This window comes from Pseudarthrobacter sulfonivorans (genome assembly GCF_031454915.1).
Lineage (GTDB): Bacteria > Actinomycetota > Actinomycetes > Actinomycetales > Micrococcaceae > Arthrobacter > Arthrobacter sulfonivorans_C.
This window is the reverse complement of the sequence record NZ_JAVDRS010000006.1, coordinates 162939-182941: the sequence shown is the minus strand read 5'-3', so window position 1 is coordinate 182941 and position 20003 is coordinate 162939. Positions and strand designations below refer to the sequence as shown.

20 protein-coding genes and 1 tRNA gene are annotated in these 20003 nt (G+C 64.0%); 7 read left to right on the top strand and 14 right to left on the bottom strand.

Features of this window, described 5'->3' with window-relative positions:
- Positions 1-115: 115 nt before the first annotated feature.
- From J2808_RS14735 to pdhA, 3 genes are read right to left on the bottom strand one after another with little or no spacing between them, the layout of a single operon-like run.
- Entirely contained in the window at positions 116-1477 is a 1362-nt protein-coding gene (locus J2808_RS14735; RefSeq protein ID WP_309818008.1) for a dihydrolipoamide acetyltransferase family protein, read from the bottom strand.
- The gene (locus tag J2808_RS14730) at positions 1474-2484 is read right to left on the bottom strand and encodes an alpha-ketoacid dehydrogenase subunit beta (protein ID WP_309818004.1); all 1011 of its coding nucleotides are present in this window, start codon (positions 2482-2484) and stop codon (positions 1474-1476) included. The genes J2808_RS14735 and J2808_RS14730 overlap by 4 nt, the downstream gene beginning before the upstream one ends.
- Complete coding sequence (pdhA, locus tag J2808_RS14725) at positions 2484-3662, bottom strand: pyruvate dehydrogenase (acetyl-transferring) E1 component subunit alpha (protein WP_309818000.1); 1179 nt, start codon at positions 3660-3662, stop codon at positions 2484-2486. The genes J2808_RS14730 and pdhA overlap by 1 nt, the downstream gene beginning before the upstream one ends.
- A gap of 195 nt (positions 3663-3857) precedes the next feature.
- Between pdhA and J2808_RS14720 the strand changes: the two genes are divergently transcribed.
- Together J2808_RS14720 and J2808_RS14715 are read left to right on the top strand one after the other, a co-directional pair.
- Complete coding sequence (locus tag J2808_RS14720) at positions 3858-4352, top strand: Lrp/AsnC family transcriptional regulator (RefSeq protein WP_309817997.1); 495 nt, start codon at positions 3858-3860, stop codon at positions 4350-4352.
- Positions 4353-4499: 147 nt separating this feature from the next.
- Positions 4500-5183 carry a hypothetical protein gene (locus J2808_RS14715; protein WP_309817992.1) on the top strand — a complete coding sequence of 228 codons (684 nt, stop codon included), beginning with the start codon at positions 4500-4502 and terminating at the stop codon, positions 5181-5183.
- A gap of 96 nt (positions 5184-5279) precedes the next feature.
- Here the strand turns inward: J2808_RS14715 and J2808_RS14710 are convergent, their stop codons facing one another.
- Positions 5280-6836 carry a solute symporter family protein gene (locus tag J2808_RS14710; RefSeq protein ID WP_309818322.1) on the bottom strand — a complete coding sequence of 519 codons (1557 nt, stop codon included), beginning with the start codon at positions 6834-6836 and terminating at the stop codon, positions 5280-5282.
- A 56-nt stretch (positions 6837-6892) separates the two neighbouring features.
- Positions 6893-7273 carry a DUF485 domain-containing protein gene (locus tag J2808_RS14705; RefSeq protein WP_309817990.1) on the bottom strand — a complete coding sequence of 127 codons (381 nt, stop codon included), beginning with the start codon at positions 7271-7273 and terminating at the stop codon, positions 6893-6895.
- Between the two features lie 178 nt (positions 7274-7451).
- On the opposite strand from J2808_RS14705, the gene J2808_RS14700 reads away from it, so the two are divergent.
- From J2808_RS14700 to J2808_RS14685, 4 genes are read left to right on the top strand one after another with little or no spacing between them, the layout of a single operon-like run.
- On the top strand, positions 7452-8642 hold the full coding sequence (locus tag J2808_RS14700) for a sensor histidine kinase (RefSeq protein WP_309818321.1): 1191 nt from the start codon (positions 7452-7454) through the stop codon (positions 8640-8642).
- 32 nt (positions 8643-8674) lie between these two features.
- Positions 8675-9394 carry a LytR/AlgR family response regulator transcription factor gene (locus J2808_RS14695; protein ID WP_309817987.1) on the top strand — a complete coding sequence of 240 codons (720 nt, stop codon included), beginning with the start codon at positions 8675-8677 and terminating at the stop codon, positions 9392-9394.
- Positions 9391-9741: a DUF485 domain-containing protein gene (locus J2808_RS14690; protein ID WP_309817985.1), complete on the top strand. Its 351-nt coding sequence runs from the start codon at positions 9391-9393 to the stop codon at positions 9739-9741. The genes J2808_RS14695 and J2808_RS14690 overlap by 4 nt, the downstream gene beginning before the upstream one ends.
- 7 nt (positions 9742-9748) lie before the next feature.
- Positions 9749-11215: a sodium/solute symporter gene (locus J2808_RS14685; protein ID WP_309817982.1), complete on the top strand. Its 1467-nt coding sequence runs from the start codon at positions 9749-9751 to the stop codon at positions 11213-11215.
- 22 nt (positions 11216-11237) lie between these two features.
- Here J2808_RS14685 and J2808_RS14680 read toward each other — a convergent pair whose 3' ends face one another.
- From J2808_RS14680 to rpsB, 6 genes are all read right to left on the bottom strand, one after another.
- Positions 11238-11822: a DivIVA domain-containing protein gene (locus J2808_RS14680; protein WP_309817980.1), complete on the bottom strand. Its 585-nt coding sequence runs from the start codon at positions 11820-11822 to the stop codon at positions 11238-11240.
- A gap of 93 nt (positions 11823-11915) precedes the next feature.
- Positions 11916-12839: a phosphatidate cytidylyltransferase gene (locus J2808_RS14675; RefSeq protein WP_309817978.1), complete on the bottom strand. Its 924-nt coding sequence runs from the start codon at positions 12837-12839 to the stop codon at positions 11916-11918.
- On the bottom strand, positions 12839-13396 hold the full coding sequence (frr, locus tag J2808_RS14670; RefSeq protein WP_190988619.1) for a ribosome recycling factor: 558 nt from the start codon (positions 13394-13396) through the stop codon (positions 12839-12841). The genes J2808_RS14675 and frr overlap by 1 nt, the downstream gene beginning before the upstream one ends.
- 127 nt (positions 13397-13523) lie before the next feature.
- A complete protein-coding gene (gene pyrH, locus J2808_RS14665; RefSeq protein WP_309817975.1) occupies positions 13524-14261 on the bottom strand; it encodes a UMP kinase in 738 nt (245 codons plus the stop codon).
- A 127-nt stretch (positions 14262-14388) separates the two neighbouring features.
- Positions 14389-15225, bottom strand: a complete 837-nt coding sequence (tsf, locus tag J2808_RS14660) for a translation elongation factor Ts (protein ID WP_309817972.1) — start codon at positions 15223-15225, stop codon at positions 14389-14391.
- A gap of 128 nt (positions 15226-15353) precedes the next feature.
- On the bottom strand, positions 15354-16247 hold the full coding sequence (rpsB, locus tag J2808_RS14655; RefSeq protein ID WP_309817970.1) for a 30S ribosomal protein S2: 894 nt from the start codon (positions 16245-16247) through the stop codon (positions 15354-15356).
- A 405-nt stretch (positions 16248-16652) separates the two neighbouring features.
- Between rpsB and J2808_RS14650 the strand changes: the two genes are divergently transcribed.
- Positions 16653-17168: a M23 family metallopeptidase gene (locus J2808_RS14650; RefSeq protein WP_309817968.1), complete on the top strand. Its 516-nt coding sequence runs from the start codon at positions 16653-16655 to the stop codon at positions 17166-17168.
- Here J2808_RS14650 and J2808_RS14645 read toward each other — a convergent pair.
- The 3 genes from J2808_RS14645 to J2808_RS14635 all read right to left on the bottom strand — a co-directional run bounded on the left by J2808_RS14645 (position 17154) and on the right by J2808_RS14635 (position 19911).
- On the bottom strand, positions 17154-18344 hold the full coding sequence (locus tag J2808_RS14645) for an acyl-CoA dehydrogenase family protein (RefSeq protein ID WP_309817965.1): 1191 nt from the start codon (positions 18342-18344) through the stop codon (positions 17154-17156). The genes J2808_RS14650 and J2808_RS14645 overlap by 15 nt on opposite strands.
- 155 nt (positions 18345-18499) lie before the next feature.
- Positions 18500-18573, bottom strand: a tRNA-Ile gene (locus tag J2808_RS14640).
- A 141-nt stretch (positions 18574-18714) separates the two neighbouring features.
- Positions 18715-19911 carry a glycosyltransferase gene (locus J2808_RS14635; RefSeq protein ID WP_309817962.1) on the bottom strand — a complete coding sequence of 399 codons (1197 nt, stop codon included), beginning with the start codon at positions 19909-19911 and terminating at the stop codon, positions 18715-18717.
- Between the last annotated feature and the right edge of the window lie 92 nt (positions 19912-20003).

The following is a 20003-nucleotide window of genomic DNA, read 5'->3' as shown; positions in this document are numbered from 1 at the left end:
GCAACGCGGGGTCACTTGTTGCCCAATCCAGCGGTGTTATTGGGCATTATGTGACCCCGCGTTGTTCTGGCATTCGGGGCTGACGTCCAGGCATGGCGGGCTGGACACCTGCCGCCTAAACCATCGTGAGCACCATGCCGGGATCGGCCAGGATGGCGCCGACGTCGGCGAGGAAGCGCGAGCCCTGCTCCCCGTCCACCAGGCGGTGGTCAAAGGACAGGCTCAAGGTCATGACCTGGCGCAGCGCAACCTCATCCTGGAATTCCCACGGCATCTTCCGGACCGCGCCAACCGCCAGGATGGCTGCCTCGCCCGGGTTCAGGATGGGAGTGCCGGCGTCGATTCCGAAAACCCCGATGTTGGTGATGGAGATAGTGCCGTCAGCCAGCTCAGCGGGAGCAGTCTTCCCGGCCCGAGCGGTTTCCGTCAGATCAGTAAGGGCTTCGGAAAGTTCCAGCAGGGACAGGGTGTCCGCGTCCTTGATGTTGGGAACGGTGAGCCCACGCGGCGTTGCTGCGGCGATGCCGAGGTTGACGTAGTTGAACTGCACAATCTCCTGGTTGGCCTCGTCCCACCGCGAGTTCAGCGACGGGTTCCGCCGGAGCGCGATCAGCACCGTCTTGGCCACAAGAGTCAGTGGAGTGAGCTTGTGGTCCAGGAAAGCCCGGCTTCTTTTCAGCTTGGCAAGCAGGTCCATGGTGGGGGTGACATCCACCGTGAGGAATTCCGTCGCATGCGGTGCCGTAAAAGCACTCGCCACCATCGCAGCCGCAGTGAACTTCCGGACGCCCTTGATGGGAGTGCGGACCTCCCGCCCGCCCTGCGCAGCCGTCCGGTCAGCCGGCGCAGCCGCATCCGACACAGCAGACAGATGGCGCGCGGCCCCTAAAACATCACCACCGCCGACGAAGTTCCGGACATCGTCCCGCGTGATCAGCCCCTGGACACCGGTGCCCGGAACTGCCGCCAGCTCGACGCCAAGGTCTTTGGCCAGCTTCCGTACCGGAGGCGTGGAGCGGGGCCGGTCGAAGGAGCGGAATTCGGCGGGCATGGTTTCGACAGTCCTGCTTTCGACGGGCTCAGCCGCCTGGGCTGCAAAGTTGCGCTGCCGGCGCACCGGACGGCCGGAACTTTCGACGACGGCCCCGTACCCCACCAGGTTGGGTTGCCGCTTCGGTGTCTCGGCCTCAGCCGGCGCGAACCCGGCAGGCAACGCACCGGAGTCGTCCGGTACTTCGAACGAGACGATGGGCTTGCCCACTTCCACCACGGTGCCAGGCTGCTCGTGAAGGGCCGTAATCACACCGGCGAACGGCGACGGCAATTCCACCACGGCCTTGGCGGTTTCCACCTCGGCAATAACCTGGTTCAGGGTGACAGTGTCCCCCACACCAACTTTCCAACTGACGATTTCGGATTCTGTAAGGCCTTCACCCAGGTCCGGTAGCCTGAATTCCTTGATCATGGTTGCGCTCATCCTTCCAGTCCGCTGAGTGAGTTCGGCCGTCCCAGTGCACGGTCCACGCCGTCGAGGATCCTGTCCAGGCTGGGGAGATGGTGCATCTCCACCTTGGAGTACGGGTACGGAATATCGAATCCGGTGACGCGGACGGGCGCTGCTTCGAGGTGGTAGAAACACCGCTCAGTGATACTGGCAGCGACCTCGGCTCCCAGGCCGCCTGACTGGCCGGCCTCATGGGTGACCACCAGCCGGCCCGTCTTCCGCACAGACGCTTCAACGGTGGGGTAATCCACCGGTGACAGCGAGCGCAGGTCGATGACCTCGATGGAGATCCCTTCGTCGGCTGCTGCAGTGGCGGCGTCCCGGGCCGTTTTCACCAGCGGCCCATAGGCCACAAGCGTCACGTCATTGCCTTCGGTCAGCACCCGGGCTGTATCCATCGGCAGCGCGCTGCCGATGTCGGTGCCTTCATCCACTTCACCCTTGTCGTGGTAGCGGCGCTTGGGTTCGAAGTAGAGGACGGGGTCATCGGACAGAATCGCCTGCTGGATCACCGTGTAGGCGTCCTGCGGGTTGGAAACTGTCACCACCCGCAGCCCGGAGGTGTGGGTGAAGTACGCCTCGGGCGACTCGGAGTGGTGCTCCGGCGAGCCAATGCCGCCGCCGAACGGGACCCGGATGGTGATGGGCATCTTCACGGCACCCTGGGTGCGGTAGTGCAGCTTGGCCACCTGGCTGACGATCTGGTCGAAGGCAGGATAGATGAAACCATCGAACTGGATCTCCACCACGGGCCGGTAGCCGCGGTATGCGAGGCCCACGGCGGTGCCGATAATGGCCGACTCGGCCAGCGGCGTGTCCACCACGCGGTGTTTACCGAAGTCCTTCTGGAGGCCGTCGGTCACCCGGAACACACCGCCAAGGACGCCGATATCCTCGCCCATCAGGATGACTTTGGGATCATTTTCGAGGGATTTGCGCAGGCCGGAGTTGATGGCACGGGCAAAGGTCATCTGGGTCATCAGCGTGCACCTTCCTGTGAAGTGGCTCCTGCGGGATCACCGAAGGAAGCAAGGTATCGGGTGTAGTGGTCCTGCTGCCGGTCCAGCCATGAGTTGGGTGCGCTGTACACGTGCTTGAAGACATCCAGCGGCCCGGGCTCCGGCATGGCAATGCAGCCTGCACGGAGCTCACGGGCTACGGCGTCTGCCTTGTCCTTGACGTGCTGCTGGTACTGATCCGTGAGGAGGCCCTTGCGGTCCAGGAGGGCTTTGACGCGGTCGATGGGGTCCTTCGCCGCCCAGTCTTCGAGTTCGTTGGCGTCGCGGTAGCGGGTTGGATCGTCGGCAGTGGTGTGAGGCCCCATACGATAGGTGACGGCCTCGATGAAGGTCGGCCCGCCGCCGTGCCGGGCCCGGTCCACAGCCACCCGGGTGGCTGCCATAACGGCCAGGACGTCATTTCCATCGACCCGGAGGCTCGGGATTCCAAAGCCGGCAGCCCTGTCTGCGAGCTGCACGTGGGACTGCAGCCGCACGGGCTCCGAGATGGCCCAGTGATTATTGGAGCAGAAGAAGACCAGCGGCACCTGGAAGCTTGCGGCGAACACCATGGCCTCGTTGACGTCGCCTTCGCTCGTGGCACCGTCGCCGAAGTACGTCACCGCCACGGAGTCGGCGCCGTCGTTCTGGATGCCCATGGCGTAGCCGGTGGCGTGCAGCGTCTGCGCGCCGATGATGATCTGCGGGGTGGCCATGTTGACGGTGTACGGATCCCAGCCGGAGGAGCCGTTTCCGCGCCAGACACGCAAAATGTCGGTCAGGTCCACGCCGCGGCAGTACGCCACTCCGTTTTCGCGGTAGCTGGAGAAGATGAAATCGTCCTGCCGCAGTGCCCTGGCTGAACCGACCTGCGCTGCTTCCTGGCCCAGCAATGGCGGCCAGAGGCCCAGCTCTCCTTGCCGCTGGAGGGCAGTTGCCTCGACGTCGATGCGCCGGATGGCGGTCAGGTCCTCATAGAGGGAGCACAGCTGTTCATCGCCGATGTCCTTGACCCAGGGGTCGAATTCCGGATGACTGACCCGCTCGCCGTCCGGGGTGATCAGCTGGATCAGATTCCGGCCGGATGCACCTTGTGTTCCTGCACTGCCGGCGGGGGCGCCTGCCCTTGTCCCGCCCTGGCCCGTTTCGTCTGTAGACACGATGGCACGCAACCTTCTCACGTCGTTTGACCAGCCCCTGGGGACTTGTGGTCCCGCCGGCAGCCAGCCGCCCGGGCGCCGTTGCCCCGGATAATTGTGACCCTACTCACAATGTTCATTGGGTACAACTACCGCCGCGGATACTGAGCATAATGCCCTGTTTGCAGTCCCCTGACCGTGCTAACCTTGCGCATTATGCACCCTTTGGATGGCACCGACACCCGGCTGCTTTCTGCCTTGGCCCGCGACCCCCGGCGAACGGTAGTGGCGCTTGCCCAGAAGCTGGGACTGTCCCGTAACACCGTCCAGGCCAGGATGGCCCAGCTTGAGAAAAAACACGTATTCCTCTCCTTCGAGCGGCGGATCAACCCGGTGTCCCTGGGGTATCCCCTGATGGCCTTCATCTCGGTCCACGTCCAGCAGCAAAAGTTGGGGCAGTTGGCCCATGACCTTGCCGGCATTCCGGAGATCCTGGAAGGATACGGCCTGACCGGCTCGGCTGACCTCCTGCTGCGGGTGGTGGCGCTGGATGCTGAGGACCTCTTCCGGATCAACGGGAAAATCCTGGCCTGCGACGGCGTGGACCGTACGGACACCGCCCTGGCCATGGGCGAACTCATCCCCTTCCGCATCCAGCCGCTTCTGGAACGGGAATCCGGGGACGGTCAGGATCCGGAGCCCGCCCGTTAACCTGACGCAAGTAGTGTTTCCTGGATGGTCAGCCCGATGCCCATCCCCGCAAATCCGGGTTATAGGCTGTTCCCAGGTAAATCATGGGAACCGTCCAGCGGCTCCCGGCAAAAAGGCAGTGCCACCGCATTGCCGGAAAGGCTCCATGTGAGCAACCCCCAGGGACCGCACCAGCCGGTCCAGCCTGCACATCGGCCCCAGCAGCCGCAGCAAGAGCCGCAGGCACAAACACAGGCGGGCCAGAATGGCGTTCCCGGCCAGTTCACCGCGCCGGGCCAATACCCAGCTCAGGGACAGTACGCAGCGCCCGGACAGCACGGGGCGCCCGGACCCTACGATGCGGCGGGACAAGCACCGGCCGACGGGCCGTTCGGGCTTCCGGGCGAACAGCCTCCCGCGCGGGGCCGCCGCAGGCTGTTGATCATCTTGGGGGTGGTGGGCGGCGTCCTGCTGCTGGTCATCCTTGGCGTGGTGATTCTGATCAATGTTGTGGCTGGCCCCACCAACCACGCCAGGGGCCTCGCGGACGACTTCACGAAACTGGTGATCAACGGCGAGACCTCCACGGCTTACGACAAATACCTTGACCCTGCCCTCCAGGAACAGGTGTCCAAGGAGGCGTTTATTGCCGGCATCAAGACCCTCGAGATGGACAACACCTGCAAGCCCACCTATAACAACGTCAATGCCGCAACGGAGAACGGCACCAAGGCCGCCGACGTGGTGGGCCTCATCACCTGCGACGGCGGCAAGAACATCGACCTCGTCTACCGCTTCGAGGGCACTGATGAACTCAAAATGATGGACATCAAGATCAAGCCCCAGGTATAGGACCCAAGACGCAGGGAAGGCCCGCGGCCCCGGAAGGGGCTGCGGGCCTTCCAGCGACGACGGCGGCCGCGGGCCGCCGTCGTCCGCTTGCTCAGGTCAGTGGTCCACGGCCTTCTCCGCACCGACACCGGTGAGGGACCGTACTTCCATTTCGGCCTGCTTGGCACTGTCCTCGCGCTTCTTGTCCAGCACCGTGCCAAGCCAACCGAGCAGGAACGCCAGTGGAATGGAGACGATGCCCGGGTTGCTGAGCGGGAAGATCGCGAAGTTGACGTCCTTGATCATGGAGGTGGCTCCGCCGGACACCACAGGAGAGAAAGCGATGAGGAGGATGGCCGAGCCCAGGCCGCCGTACATGCTCCACACCGCGCCCTGGGTTGTGAACCGTCGCCAGAACAGGGAGTAGATAATTGTGGGCAGGTTGGCCGAGGCCGCCACGGCGAAGGCCAGTGCCACCAGGAAGGCCACGTTCTGGCCGTTGGCGAAGATGCCGCCCACGATAGCCATCACCCCGATGACCACCACGGTACGCCGCGCCACCTTGACCTCGGTCTCGGCGTCGGCCTTCCCCTTTGCGATGACGCTCGCGTAGATGTCATGGGCAAAGGAGGCCGCAGCGGTGATGGTGAGGCCGGCCACCACTGCCAGGATGGTGGCAAAGGCCACCGCGGAAATGAAGCCCAAAAGCAGCGGGCCGCCGAGGAAGAAGGCGAGCAGCGGGGCCGCCGAGTTGACGCCGCCCGGTGCCCCCTTGATGGTGTCTGCACCAACGAGGGCTGCCGCACCGTAACCAAGGACCAGGGTGAACAGGTAGAACAGGCCGATCAGCCAGATTGACCAGACCACTGATTTGCGGGCTTCCTTGGCCGTAGGCACGGTGTAGAAGCGCATGAGCACGTGGGGCAGCGCGGCCGTGCCCAGGACCAGGGCGAGGCCCAGGGACATGAAGTCGAGCTTGGACGTTTCGGTCTTGCCGTACTGCAGGCCGGGGTTCAGCACTGCAGGGTTGTTGGAGGTCTCAACGGCCGCACCGAGGAGGCTGGAGAGGTTGAAGCCATAGATGGCCAGAACCCAGATAGTCATAACGAACGCGCCGGCGATCAGCAGGATGGCCTTGATGATCTGGACCCAGGTGGTGCCCTTCATGCCGCCGATCAGGACGTACATAATCATGAGGCCGCCGACGACGATGATCACCAGCGCCTGGCCACCCCAGTCGCTGATGCCCAGGAGCAGGGAAATCAGGCTGCCGGCTCCGGCCATCTGCGCCAGCAGGTAGAAGAAGCACACGGCAAGGGTGGAGATGGCCGCGGCGATGCGGACCGGACGCTGCTTCAGCCGGAAGGAGAGGACATCGGCCATGGTGAATTTGCCGGTGTTCCTCAGCAGTTCGGCCACCAGCAGCAGAGCCACCAGCCAGGCCACCAGGAAGCCGATGGAGTACATAAAACCGTCGTAGCCGTTGATGGCAATGGCGCCGGTAATGCCCAGGAACGAGGCCGCCGAGAGGTAGTCGCCAGCGATGGCCGTTCCGTTCTGTGAGCCCGTGAACGAGCGTCCCGCCGCGTAGTAATCCGCCGCTGTCTTGTTGTTTCGGCTGGCCCGGATCACGATCACCATGGTCACCGCGACGAACAGGCCGAAGATTCCCATGTTGAGGAGCGTGGTTTCCTTGAGGTCGGCGACATCAACCGCCGCGGCAATGCCGATCACTTGTTCACTCCAGTCACGATGTTGCCGTCCTTATCGAATTCATGGCCTTCAATTTCGTGCCGGATTTCCGCGGCGATCGGGTCCAGCCTGCGGTTGGAGTAGCTGACGTACCAGCCGGTAATGGCGAACGTAGTGACAAACTGCAGGAGGCCAAGGATCAAGCCGATGTTGATGTTGCCCCACACTTTGGTGGACATGAAGCCCACGGCATAGTCAGCCAGCAAAACGTACGCGAAGTACCACAGCAGGAAGACCGCTGCCATGGGGAATACGAAGCTGCGGTGACGTTTGCGCAGTTCCTGGAACCGCGCTGTTGATTGGACCTGCTCGAAGTCCACGGACGCCGCTGCGTCCGGAGTCTGGGCATCTTGACCCATCGTTCCTCCTCATTGAGAACTTGCCTGTTCACACCGGCCGCGGCCTGCGGGCAGGGCCGCACATGTGACTGCAATCACTCTGCGCCGTGACCGGCGCTACAACCAGAGGTGCTGGAGCAGCGGTCGCTAAACGGTCGCGATGCTGCGGCCAACGGCACCCGCCACTACGCTGGGCACCATGCCGGACTCTCCGCTCCTGACCGCAGCAGCCATCGCCGTGATCGTGCTGGCGATCGCCGTCGTCGTCGGTGTGGGCTTCAAGGTGCTGCGTTCCTTCCGCGATCTGGGCACCGATGCCGAGCGCGCCACGTACAACACGCTGCACGCCGCATCCCGTGCCGGGCAGCACCTGCGCACGGGGCTGAACCCTACGGGGGCAGCGAAGGCCAGCCGCCAGCTCCGCAACCTCCTCGGCTGTGACGCCCTGGCGATTACCGATACCGCGGGCGTCCTCGCCTGGGATGGTGCCGCCGAGGAACTGAAACCGCTACTGATGGGCCTAGCCGCGGACGTCCTCACCGGGGGCCGCACTGCGGTGCTCCAGACCCGGGACCTGGGTGCCGACCTTACCTCCCGCAGTCTCGCCGCCGTCATCGCACCGGTACGCGCGGGGTCACGGGTGGTTGGCGTGGTGGCAGCGTTTGCCCCGTCGGCGGGCGCCGGGCTGGTCCGCGCCACCAGCGAAGTGGCGGACTGGGTGGCCGTCCAGGTGGAGCTCGCGGAGCTGGATGCGTCCCGGACGCTCCTGATGGAAGCCGAAGTGCGGGCCTTGCGGGCCCAGATCAGCCCGCATTTCATCTACAATTCCCTGAACGCCATCGCATCGTTCATCAACACGGATCCTCAGCGTGCCCGCGAACTCGTGGTGGAGTTCGCGGACTTCACCAGGTACTCCTTCCGGCGCCACGGTGACTTCACCACGCTGGCAGAGGAACTGCGCTGCATCGACCGGTACTTGCTGCTCGAGCGGGCCCGCTTCGGGGAGCGGGTCCAGGTCAGCCTGCGGATCGCGCCGGAGGTGCTGAGCACGGTCATCCCGTTCCTAAGCCTGCAGCCGCTGGTGGAGAACGCGGTGAGGCACGGCCTGGAAGCCAAGGAAGGAGCGGGCCACATCACCATCACCGCCAACGATTCGGGGGCGTTTGCGGAGGTCACCATCGAGGACGACGGCGTGGGGATGGATCCTGCCGAACTCCAGTCCATGCTGGCCGGCCACCGGGACGGGGACCACGTGGGACTGCGGAACGTCGACGCCCGGCTCCGCCAGGTCTACGGGGACCAGCACGGCCTGGTGATCGAGACCGCCCCGGGCGAAGGGACGCTGATCACCATGCGCGTCCCAAAGTCCCAACCCGGCCACGACGCCTGAAGCAAGTTTCCCCGGACAGCTAATGTAGGAGCATGATTAATGTCCTCGTCGCAGACGACGAGTTACCCGCCGTGGAGGAACTGGCGTACCTGCTGGGCAGGGACGACCGCATCGGCACCATCCACCGCGCCTCCTCCGGATCCGAGGCCCTCCGTGCCCTCACCAGCGAATCCGTCGACGCCGTTTTCCTGGACATCCACATGCCCGCCGTATCCGGCCTCGACGTGGCCCGCGCCATTGCCCGCAGCAGCAAACCGCCAGCCGTGGTTTTTGTCACCGCCGATGAGGACTGCGCCCTCGAAGCCTTCGAACTGGCGGCCATTGATTACCTGCTCAAGCCCATCCGGGCGGAGCGGCTGGCCCGTTCGGTGGGCAGGATCAGTGAGTTAATGCGCGACGGCGGCGCCGCACCTGAGATGATCACCGTGGACCAGGGCGGAACCACCAGGATGATCCGGCGCGATGACGTCACGTATGTCCAGGCGCAAGGCGACTACGCCCGGCTGCACACCGCGGACGCGAGCTTCCTCATCCGGGTGCCGCTGGCCGATCTGGAGCAGCAATGGGCGGAGGCCGGCTTCATCAGGACGCACCGGTCCTACCTGGTGGCGCTGAAGCATGTCGCGTCCATGAAGCTGGCAGCCGACAAGCCGAGCGTCTCGGTGGCCGGCGCCAGCCTCCCCATCAGCCGCCGGCACCTGCCCACGGTCAGGGAAAAGCTGGAGGCCACCCGGATCCGGCCGCAGGCATGACGCGGGTCCGCGTCACCGCCCCGCGTTCGGCACCGCGGCCCGCGGGCGAAACACGCGAAGCTGCCGAGGAATCAGAGGTGGGGCAGGTCTTCGTCCGGTCCCTGATCCGTTCCCAACTGCGGCTTGCCCTGGTGGTGGCTGTCGGGTTCATGCTGATTCTGGGTGCGTTCCCGGTGTTACTGGCAGCCGTTCCCGGCCTTGCGGAAACACGTGTTGCGGGCATCCCGTTCGACTGGCTGCTGCTGGGTGCCGGGATCTACCCGGTGATCGGCCTCAGCGCCTGGCTGTTCATCCGGAGCGCCGCCCGGAATGAGGCCCGGTACCGCGACCTGGCCGGGGACAAGTGATTTCCAGATGAATCCCGCGGTCGGCGTGGTGGCCCTGGTTGTGGTCTCCGTAGCAACTGCCGTGATCGGTTTCTACGGCCTGCGGATTTCCCGCACCACCGGGGATTTTTATGTTGCCTCCCGTACGGTCCGGCCGTGGTGGAATGCCTCGGCCATCGGCGGCGAATACCTGTCCGCGGCGAGTTTCCTGGGGGTGGCCGGACTGGTCCTGCTCTCGGGTACCGATGCTTTGTGGTTCCCTGTCGGCTACACGGCGGGTTACCTGATGCTGCTGCTGTTTGTGGCCGCCCCGCTACGCCGGTCAGGGGCGTACACCATCCCGGATTTTACCGAGGCGAGGCTGGATTCGCGGGCTGTCCGCCGCGTCACCAGCCTGGTGGTGGTGGTTGTGGGCTGGCTGTACATCGTCCCCCAACTCCATGGCGCGGCATTGACTATCCGGATCACCACCGGACTTCCTGCCTGGGTGGGCTCCCTGGCCGTGGTCATTGTGGTGTGCCTGACCGTGGTGGCAGGCGGCATGCGCTCCATTACCTTTGTGCAGGCGTTCCAGTACTGGCTGAAGCTCACTGCCCTGGCGGTACCCGTCCTGTTCATCGTCTTCACCCTTGCCGGCAGCGGCACAGCTGCTGTAGCCCCCGCCGCCGTTAACCCCACCGGGATGGCTCCTGCCGGCGCCTACCAGAACATCTCGTTGCTGGTGGCGCTGCTGTTCGGCACCTTGGGTCTCCCCCACGTCCTGGTGCGCTTCTATACGAATCCCGACGGAAGCTCGGCACGGCGGACCACCCTGATCGTGCTCGGCCTGCTCTCGGTGTTCTACCTCTTTCCCACCGCTTATGGGCTCGCGGGGAGGATGTTCGCGCCCGAGCTCGCCCGCTCCGGACGGGCGGACGCGCTGGTCCTGCTCCTGCCCGGGCAGCTGATCGGCGGAACCGCCGGCGACCTGCTCTCGGCTCTGGTGGTAGCCGGGGCGTTTGCCGCCTTCCTGTCCACCACCTCCGGGCTGGTGGTGTCGCTGGCCGGCGTCATCAGCCAGGATGTCCTGGGCGGTAGTGTCCGCGGGTTCCGGCTCGCGGCCGTCATCTCCGCCGTCGTCCCCTTGGGCTTTGCCGTCATGACCGATTCCCTGGCCCTGGCTGGCAGCGTTGGCCTGGTGTTCGCCTTCACCGCTTCCACCGTCTGCCCGGTTCTCCTGCTTGGTATCTGGTGGCGCGGCCTCACGGACACCGGTGCCATTGCGGGGATGGTGACCGGTGGCGTCCTGTGTGGTGGCGCCATGGTGTGCGGCACTGTCCTGGGAGCCACGGGAACCCCGTTCTGGCTGGCGCAGCCGGCGGCGTGGACCGTTCCCGCCGCCTTCGCCGTGATGGTGTTGGTCTCCCGCGGGACGAAAGACCGGATTCCCAAGACCATGACCCGGGTCATGACGAGGCTGCACACGCCTGAACGGCCGTTGGTCACCGAACGCTGAGAAATGCCGCGCCGGAAAACTGTCAGTCGATGGCTGCCATGAGTTCCACCACGCGGTCCAGGAAGGCGTCAACCTGCGTTTCCTCGTAACCCTCCTGGCCCTCCGCCGGGCGGAAGACGGCGCGGCGTACACTGTCCACGCTGAGCGGCTTGTCCTCTTCGAGGTAGCCGATCAGGTCATAGCAAAGTTTGTCCACGTCCGGGATGTTGTAGCTGCGGGCCTTCTTTTTGGCGGGCCGGCGGAACCGTTCGCCGTCCGGCCGGTGCAGGCGGCCACGGAGGATACCGGACAGGTTGCCGATCTCCCGCAGCCAGGCCTCTTCGCCGCGCGCTGCAATCAGTTCATCCCGTTCGCGGCGGGCAAACGCGTCCTCCAGACGGTCCAGCGCTGCGTCCACCACGGCGGCGGCGTAGCCGCCCTTAACCGGATCAAAGGAGACGGCACGGACATCGGCACTGCTGACGGGAGAAATGGCGGCTTCGGGCGTCTCGAGCGCTACCTTGGCGCGCTCGAGAAACTGGTCCACCTGCCTGGCGTTGTAACCAAACTCGTTGCCCCGCACGCGCTCAAACGACGCGGGAATTTTCCGTTGAAAATCCAATGCCACTGTTGTTCCTTTGTTGCTCTTCAGCTGGGTCAGGTTATGCACCAGTCTATTGGCGCTGCCGGCGTGCCGGCGGAGTGGTTCAGTCGAGGGTGCTCAGGCCCCCGAGACCATCGCGAAGAGGACAAACGCCACGGGTGAGGCAAAAACGATGGAGTCCAGCCGGTCCATCACACCGCCATGCCCGGGAAGGATACTGCTCATATCCTTGATGCCGAGTTCACGTTTGACCATCGACTCAGCCAGGTCTCCCGCAGTGGACGCCGCGACGAGGCCCACGGCCAGGATCACGCCCACCCACCAGGGTTTGTCCAAAATGAAGATGCAGGCCAGGATTCCGATCAGCATTGCCCCGGCGATTGATCCGGCGAACCCTTCCCAGGATTTTTTCGGGCTGATCTTCGGGGCCATAGGATGCTTGCCCAGGGAAGCGCCCACAAGGTAGCCGAAGGTATCATTCGAGACCACCAGCAGGAGCATCACTGCAACCTGCCAGGCTCCGGCCGGAATTGTCCCGCCCGGCCAGAGTCCCACCGGGGTGGCGATACCGGTGGCATGCAGCGGCAGGGCGGCGAAGCTGATGAAAAACGGCACCCAACCGAGCGCGAACACGCCCGCGAAAATGCTGTTCGCTGAGCCGGCAGGGCCTTCAACCGATCGCCACAGGAGCACCGCAACGCAGCTCAGGAGCATGGTGAAAAGCAGGCTTTCCACGCCGCCGAAATACGCGGCGAAAGGCATTGCGACAGTCCCCACCATGACCGGGACAATAGGCATCCTGGTCCCGTTGGCCTCCAGGGCGCGGAAGATTTCCCACACGCCGAAGACGGCGAACCCAGTGGTGACGGCAACGAACCCGAGCGGCAGGAAGAGCAGGCCCCCGAGCACGCCGATCAGCATGGCCAGCCCCACCACGATGGCTGCCGGAAGATTCCGGCCGGCTTTGGGGGTCGGATTGCTCCGCGGCTGCTTTACCTTAGTGCGCGCCCGTTGTGCGGGTGCCTGCTCTGCCTGGCCCATCAGACTTCGAGCAGCTCTGCTTCCTTGCGCTTGAGCAGCTCGTCGATGCCGTCCACATGTGACTTGGTCAGCGCATCGAGTTCCTTTTCCGCACGGCTGCCTTCGTCCTCGCCGGCTTCGCCGTCCTTGACCAGCTTGTCCAGAGTTTCCTTCGCCTTGCGCCGGATGTTCCGGATGGAGATCTTCGCGTCCTCGCCCTTGGTCTTGACGATCTTGACGTATTCCTTGCGGCGTTCCTGGGTCAGGTCCGGAATGGTGATCCTGATGACGTTGCCGTCGTTGGAGGGGTTGGCGCCCACCTCGGAGTCACTCAGGGCGCGCTCGATATCGCGCAGAGCGGTCTTGTCGAACGGGGTGATGAGAATGGTGCGCGCGTCCGGGATGGCGAAGGATGCGAGCTGCTGCAGCGGAGTGGGTGAGCCGTAGTAGTCCACCAGCACTTTGTTGTAGAGGCCCGGGTTTGCCCGGCCGGTGCGGATCGACGCGAAGTCTTCCTTGGCTACCTCTACTGCCTTGTCCATCTTCTCTTCGGCTTCGAGCAAGGTTTCTTCGATCACGGTCTCTCCTCAGAATTCAGTGCAGTCCGGCTGCCGGTTCCATGCACAATCTTGGTTCAGTGTTCCTGGTTCCATCAGTGTCCCCACCAGCGGGGATGGAACCGTGCTGAAATCATCCTAGCCGTAGCTAGGGGGTCACCAGGGTACCCAGCTTTTCGCCCAGGATGGCGCGGGTAACGTTCCCTTCGCCTTCCATCCCGAAGACCACCATGGACAGGTTGTTGTCCTTGCACATGGTCATGGCGGTCTGGTCCATGACCCGGATGTCACGGCGCAGGGCGTCGTCGTAGCTCAGGGTGTCCAGACGCTCGGCACCGGGATCCTTTTTCGGGTCGGCGGTGTAGACGGCGTCCACGCCGCTCTTGGCCATCAGGACAACGTCTGCATGGACTTCCAGGGCCCGCTGGGCCGCGACGGTATCGGTGGAGAAATATGGCAATCCAGCACCCGCGCCAAAGATGACAACGCGGCCTTTTTCCATGTGGCGGATGGCACGGCGCGGGATGTAGGCCTCGGCAACCTGGCCCATGGTGATGGCGCTCTGGACCCGGGTTTCAACCCCGGCCTGCTCCAGGAAATCCTGCAGGGCCAGGCAGTTCATGACCGTGCCAAGCATGCCCATGTAGTCCGCGCGCGAGCGGTCCATGCCGCTTTGGGACAGCTCGGCCCCGCGGAAGAAGTTTCCGCCACCAACCACGATGGCAACTTCGACGTCGGGAACGGCGGCGGCAATCTGCTTTGCGACGCCGCGGACAGTATCAGGATCAACGCCCAGTTTTCCGCCGCCGAAGACCTCACCTGAGAGCTTCAGGAGGACGCGGCGCCGGTTCTTTTCTGGCTGGCTTGAAGTATTGACGGCTTCCATGGGTGCCTTCCCGTTGTTGAACTCTGAAAAAGGTTATCGTGCTGGGTGGCCAAAGGTCTCATCGGCCCTTGCCGGGTGCATGCAAAAGGGGCGGCCACCGAAGTGGCCACCCCTTTAGCGGATTCGACTAGGAGCCGACGCGGAAACGTGCGAAGGACGTGCCCTTGACGCCGGCCTCTTCGAGGACCTGCGCCACAGACTTCTTGGCGTCCTTGGCGAATGCCTGGTCAACCAGGACCTCGCCCTTGTAGAAGCCCGTGACACGGCCTTCCACAATCTTCGTCATGGCGGCTTCAGGCTTGCCCTCAGCCTTGGCAGTCTCTTCAGCGATACGGCGCTCAGACTCGACCAGGTCGGCCGGAACGTCTTCGCGGGTCAGGTAGTTCGGGGACATCGCTGCGATGTGAACTGCAACGTCGTGTGCGGCGGTGGCGGCGGCGTCGCCTTCACCTTCGACAGCGAACAGGACGCCGACCTGGGCCGGAAGATCCTTGGAGGTCTTGTGCAGGTAAGCATCAACAGTGCCACCCTCGATGCGGGAGATCCTGCGGACAACAACCTTTTCGCCCAGGATTGCGCCCTCTTCGACGACAACCTCGGACAGCGGCTTGCCATCGACTTCGGTGGCCAGGAGGGTGTCGAGGTCGGCAGCGCCGGACTCCACAGCCACGGCCAGGACCTTGTCGGCCAGCTGGATGAACTTGTCAGCCTTGGCAACGAAGTCGGTCTCGCAGTTGACCTCGATCATGACGCCGACGCCGTTGCTGACCTTTGCGGCCACCAGGCCTTCAGCGGTGGAGCGGCCTTCGCGCTTGGTAGCGCCCTTGAGGCCCTTGATGCGGATGATCTCGATGGCCTTCTCGGCGTCGCCGTTGGCTTCGTCGAGAGCCTTCTTGACATCCATCATGCCGGCGCCGGTGCGCTCGCGCAGAGCCTTGATATCAGCGGCAGTGTAGTTCGCCATGTGAACCCCTCTGTCTAGAAAATTTATGTGGTGTACGGACCGACAGGACAGCGGCTCACCGGGTGAGCCGCCATCCTGTCAGTGGTCCGGCGCTGCGGGCAGCGCCGGAGAATCCGGATTTACTTGTCTTACTTGTCCGCGTCGGCGGCGGGAGCCTCGGCAGCTGCCGGTGCTTCCTCTGCAGCCGGAGCAGCAGCTTCCTCTGCAGCCGGAGCGGCTTCTTCTGCTGCCGGAGCTGCAACAGCGGCTTCGGCCTTGCTGCCTTCGAGGAGTTCGCGCTCCCACTCAGCCAGCGGCTCTTCCGGAGCCTCGGTGGTGCCGGTTGCACGCTGGTTGCGGGCGATGAGGCCCTCGGCAACGGCGTCGGCGACAACGCGGGTCAACAGGTTTACGGAGCGGATGGCGTCGTCGTTGCCCGGGATCGGGAAGTCGACTTCGTCAGGATCGCAGTTGGTGTCCAGGATGGCCACAACCGGGATGTTCAGCTTCTTGGCCTCGTCAACAGCGAGGTGTTCCTTCTTGGTGTCCACGATCCAGAGCACGGAAGGTGCCTTGGTCAGGTTGCGGATACCGCCAAGGTTGGTTTCCAGCTTGGTGAGTTCACGGCGAAGGAGCAGCAGTTCCTTCTTGGTGTACGCGGAACCGGCGACGTCGTCGAAGTCGATCTCTTCCAGTTCCTTCATGCGCTGGATGCGCTTGGAAACGGTCTGGAAGTTGGTCAGCATACCGCCGAGCCAGCGCTGGTTCACGTAGGGCTGGCCAACGCGGGTAGCCTGCTCAGCAATTGCTTCCTGGGCCTGCTTCTTGGTGCCGACGAAGAGAACGGTGCCGCCGTGTGCAACGGTGGCCTTCACGAACTCGTAGGCGCGGTCGATGTAGGACAGCGACTGCTGAAGGTCAATGATGTAGATGCCGTTGCGCTCCGTGAAGATGAATCGCTTCATCTTCGGGTTCCAACGGCGGGTCTGATGTCCAAAGTGGACGCCGCTGTCAAGCAGCTGGCGCATAGTTACGACGGGCATGCCGACGCTCCTTCCGGCAGGTCATTCATGAGAAAGCCTTCCGGCCCTCTTACCCTGCCAATAGTTGACGGTTGATTAGCTTGGCCCAAGGCGGGCCGCGCTCCTGGCATCCATTGCGACTCTCATCAGGACCGCGAAGGCCCTGACCGCGAGAGGCACAATCCTCCTCAAACAAAGCCGGGGCTTTAGATTTGGAGGTCTGGATGCGCGTAGTCAGTTGCTGCTCCCCCGCATTCCTGAATGAGGCGTGCCGACGCAAATGCGTTGAGGGCACAGCAAACTGCTCCACCAAGTGTACTACAGGCGCCGATAATCGCCGGACAACATCGGGGCCTCCGGGGCACGTTTTCCACATGGCCGGAGCGGGCACTCCCGGTGGCCGGTTCGGACCGGAATGCTGGGCTGATGAAAGCAGTCGCAGTGCTTGCCGCAATCCTCCTGCTACCGGCCGCCGCGGCTCCCCAGGCGACGGCTCCGCACCCCGCCTGGGACTGGCCCCTCTCCCCCAGGCCCGCGGTGATGCGGGCGTTCGACCCGCCGGACAAGCCGTGGATGAGCGGTCATCGCGGCGTGGACCTTGAGGCAACGCACGACGGCGCCCCGGTCACCTCGCCCGCGTCCGGCACGGTGAGTTTTGTGGGCATGGTGGTGGACCGCCCCGTAATCACCATCAATCACGGGGGCGGACTGCGCAGCAGCTTTGAGCCCGTAGCGAGCCCCCTGAAAGCCGGAGCGGTGGTGGCCAAAGGCGACATCATTGGGACGCTGAAGCCCGGTCACTGCGGAGCACTGCACTGCGTCCACTGGGGCCTCAGGAGGGCAGATGACTACGTCAATCCGCTGGAGTTCGTGACGGACCTGCGGCCGTCCATCCTGCTGCCGGTCACCGGAGCGGCTCCGGCAGCCCTAGACGATGGCTGAGATCCCGGTGATGGCCCGGCCTGTCACCAGGGTGTTGATCTCGTGAGTTCCTTCGTATGAGTAGATGGCTTCCGCATCGGCGAAGATCTTGGCCATTTCGAAGTCGGTCACGATTCCGTTGCCACCAAGGAGACTGCGGCCGATCGCCACGCTTTCACGCATCCGCGCAGTGGTGAATGCCTTGGCCAAGGCGGACTGTTCATCCCTGGCCTGGCCGGCGTCCTCCAACTGGGAAAGCCGGACCATCATGCCCATCGAACTGACGGCGTTGCCCAGGATCTGCACCAGCTGGCTCTGGACCAGCTGGAACGATGCCAGGGGGCGGCCGAACTGGTGGCGTTCCACGGCGTAGCGGCGGGCCACATCGAAGGCGGCGAGCTGCTGGCCCACCGCCTGCCAGGCCACGGCCAGCCGGGTGACCTTGAGGACCTTGTTGGTGTCGCGGAAGCTGTTGGCGCCCGCGAGCTTGAAGAAGTCGGGAACCACCACGTTGTCCAGGACGATGTCCGCGTTTTGAACGGTCCGGAGGGAGATCTTGTTTTCAATCTTGGTGGCACTGAAGCCGGGCAGCGTTGTATCAACGAGAAAGCCCTTGACCTGGTTGTCGCCAAGGTCCCTGGCGTAGATGACCACCCAGTCAGAGAAGGTGGCGTTGCCGATCCACCGCTTGGCGCCGTTGAGGATCCAGCTGTCGCCGTCGCGCTGCGCCGTGGTGCGGGTGCCGCCGGCCACGTCGGAGCCGCCCAGGGGTTCAGTGAGTCCGAAAGCGCCGATCTTCTTCAATGAATAAATGTCCGGGAGCCAGGCTTCCTGCTGTTCCTGGGAGGCAAGGGCCTCGATGGAGCCGGTGAAGAGTCCGTCGTGAACACCCAGGAAGGTGGCAATGGAGGTGTCGGCACGCGTGGCCTCGGCGTGGACCAGGCCGGCAAACAGGTTGGAATAGCCCTGGCGCCGCACAGGACTGACCAGGTCGATTTCGGCCAGCTTAGGAATGAGGTCCAAAGGGAATTCGCCGCGGTTCCAGCAGTCCACGGCGATGGGCCGGACTTCGCGGGACAGAAATCCCCGGATCTCGGCCAGGCGGTCCTGCTCCTTGCCCGTGAGCAGCTGCTCGAAGGCAAAGAAATCGCCATCGGCGTACGGAAGGTTGTTGATATCAACAGGGGCTTTGGACATGTGGTTCCCTCGCAAAGATCAGCATTAGCGGTAAGTTACTGGTGAGTAACATATCGCAGTTTCCGGCGGAACAAAAGAAACCGCGGCCGACGGTCAACGTCAGCCGCGGTTTCGCGGTTCTTGTGTTGTGATGCTTTCGTGCTTTGGCGCTTCGGTAGGGCTACTCGGACTTGAACCGAGGACCTTAGGATTATGAGTCCCGCGCTCTAACCAGCTGAGCTATAGCCCCAAGCCCCGTGAGGCCGTGGTCCACGGAGGACTTCGGTTTCAGCAGGGCAAAAACACTCTAGCAAACCGGGGCGCGTCCTCAGACCACAGTTTCTGCCAATCGGGCCGCGGCAGCCACTGCCGGCTGCCGGGTCAGCGGACTTCAGACCACTTTGTCTTCGAAGCTTGCCCCGCGGTAGAGGTCCTCGAAGGTCTGCAGTGTGCCCTCGATGCTGTGCGGTTCCACCATGCGCCGGCTGGCCTGGCCCATGGCCGCCCGCTCCGTAGGAGGCAGCTGCAGGATCCGGGTGATCTTCGCTGCGAGGTCGTCGCTGTCGTTGGGAGTGAACAGGTAACCATTCTCACCGTCACGAACGAGGTGCGGGAGGGCCATAGCGTCCGCGAGCAAAACGGGCGTCGAGGCAGACATGGCTTCCAGGGTTACCAGGGACTGCAGCTCGGCGGTACCTGGCATGCAGAACAGGTCCGCCCTGATGTAGGTCTCCCGGAGGTCGTCATCACTGGCCAGGCCCAGGAACTTCACCCGGTCCTCGAGTCCAAGCCGTTTCGCCTGCGCTTCAAGGGCATGGCGGACTTCACCGCCGCCTACAACCTCCAGATGGACATTCAGCTCCGCCGGGGTCTTGGCGACAGCGTTGATGAGCACGTCCACGTGCTTTTCCTCCGCCAGCCGGCCCACAAAGACCACCGTCGGGTTGGCGTTCGGCTCGATGACCTCACCGGGCTGCAGCTCGTAGGCAGCAGCATCGATGCCATTGGAAAGCGGCAGCACCTTGCGCAGGAAGGCGTGCTGGTGCATGGCCTTTGCGGCCAGGGGCGTGGGTGTGGTGACAACGTGGGCCTGGCCCATGACCTTGCCCATGTCCTTCCAGGAGATCTTGCCGATGATGTCCTTGAACCACTGCGGGAACGGCAGGAAAGGGTTCAGGTTCTCGGGCATGAAGTGGTTGGTGGCCACAATCCTGATCCCGCGCTTTACGGCCTCGTACAGGACGTGCTCGCCGATCATGTAGTGGCTCTGGATGTGCACCACGTCAGGCTTGACCCGGTCGAAGAGGAGGCTGATCTCTTTTTTGATTTCCCAGGGAAAGCAGATGCGGAAATACTCGTGGGTGAACACGCCATGCGAGCGGAGCCGGTGCACCGTGGCCTCGGAACGGAACTCGGTAAAGCTCGCGCCGTTGTCCGCACGGCAGGCCAGCACATTCACGTGATGGCCGCGGCCGGTCATGCCCTTCGCGAGCCGGTAGCTGAACTGGGCGGCCCCATTGATGTGGGGCGGATAAGTATCCGCGGCGATCAGGATCGTCAGGGGGCGCTGGTCAGAGGGCGTTGTCACGTGGAGAGCTCCTGAAGGTCACGGTGCGCAGCTGACGCTGATGCACCGGGTGGCCGCGTCGCGATAGCGCGGGGCCTCTTAGAATCGGCTGA

Bases quoted from the DNA above. Each gene is read 5' to 3' on its own strand.
- J2808_RS14735 (WP_309818008.1), bottom strand. From the start codon at position 1,477: ATGAGCGCAACCATGATCAAGGAATTCAGGCTACCGGACCTGGGTGAA.
- J2808_RS14730 (WP_309818004.1), bottom strand. From the start codon at position 2,484: ATGACCCAGATGACCTTTGCCCGTGCCATCAACTCCGGCCTGCGCAAA.
- J2808_RS14720 (WP_309817997.1), top strand. From the start codon at position 3,858: ATGCACCCTTTGGATGGCACCGACACCCGGCTGCTTTCTGCCTTGGCC.
- J2808_RS14710 (WP_309818322.1), bottom strand. From the start codon at position 6,836: ATGGGAATCTTCGGCCTGTTCGTCGCGGTGACCATGGTGATCGTGATC.
- J2808_RS14705 (WP_309817990.1), bottom strand. From the start codon at position 7,273: ATGGGTCAAGATGCCCAGACTCCGGACGCAGCGGCGTCCGTGGACTTC.
- J2808_RS14700 (WP_309818321.1), top strand. From the start codon at position 7,452: ATGCCGGACTCTCCGCTCCTGACCGCAGCAGCCATCGCCGTGATCGTG.
- J2808_RS14695 (WP_309817987.1), top strand. From the start codon at position 8,675: ATGATTAATGTCCTCGTCGCAGACGACGAGTTACCCGCCGTGGAGGAA.
- J2808_RS14690 (WP_309817985.1), top strand. From the start codon at position 9,391: ATGACGCGGGTCCGCGTCACCGCCCCGCGTTCGGCACCGCGGCCCGCG.
- J2808_RS14685 (WP_309817982.1), top strand. From the start codon at position 9,749: ATGAATCCCGCGGTCGGCGTGGTGGCCCTGGTTGTGGTCTCCGTAGCA.
- J2808_RS14675 (WP_309817978.1), bottom strand. From the start codon at position 12,839: ATGGGCCAGGCAGAGCAGGCACCCGCACAACGGGCGCGCACTAAGGTA.
- pyrH (WP_309817975.1), bottom strand. From the start codon at position 14,261: ATGGAAGCCGTCAATACTTCAAGCCAGCCAGAAAAGAACCGGCGCCGC.
- tsf (WP_309817972.1), bottom strand. From the start codon at position 15,225: ATGGCGAACTACACTGCCGCTGATATCAAGGCTCTGCGCGAGCGCACC.
- rpsB (WP_309817970.1), bottom strand. From the start codon at position 16,247: ATGCCCGTCGTAACTATGCGCCAGCTGCTTGACAGCGGCGTCCACTTT.
- J2808_RS14650 (WP_309817968.1), top strand. From the start codon at position 16,653: ATGAAAGCAGTCGCAGTGCTTGCCGCAATCCTCCTGCTACCGGCCGCC.
- J2808_RS14645 (WP_309817965.1), bottom strand. From the start codon at position 18,344: ATGTCCAAAGCCCCTGTTGATATCAACAACCTTCCGTACGCCGATGGC.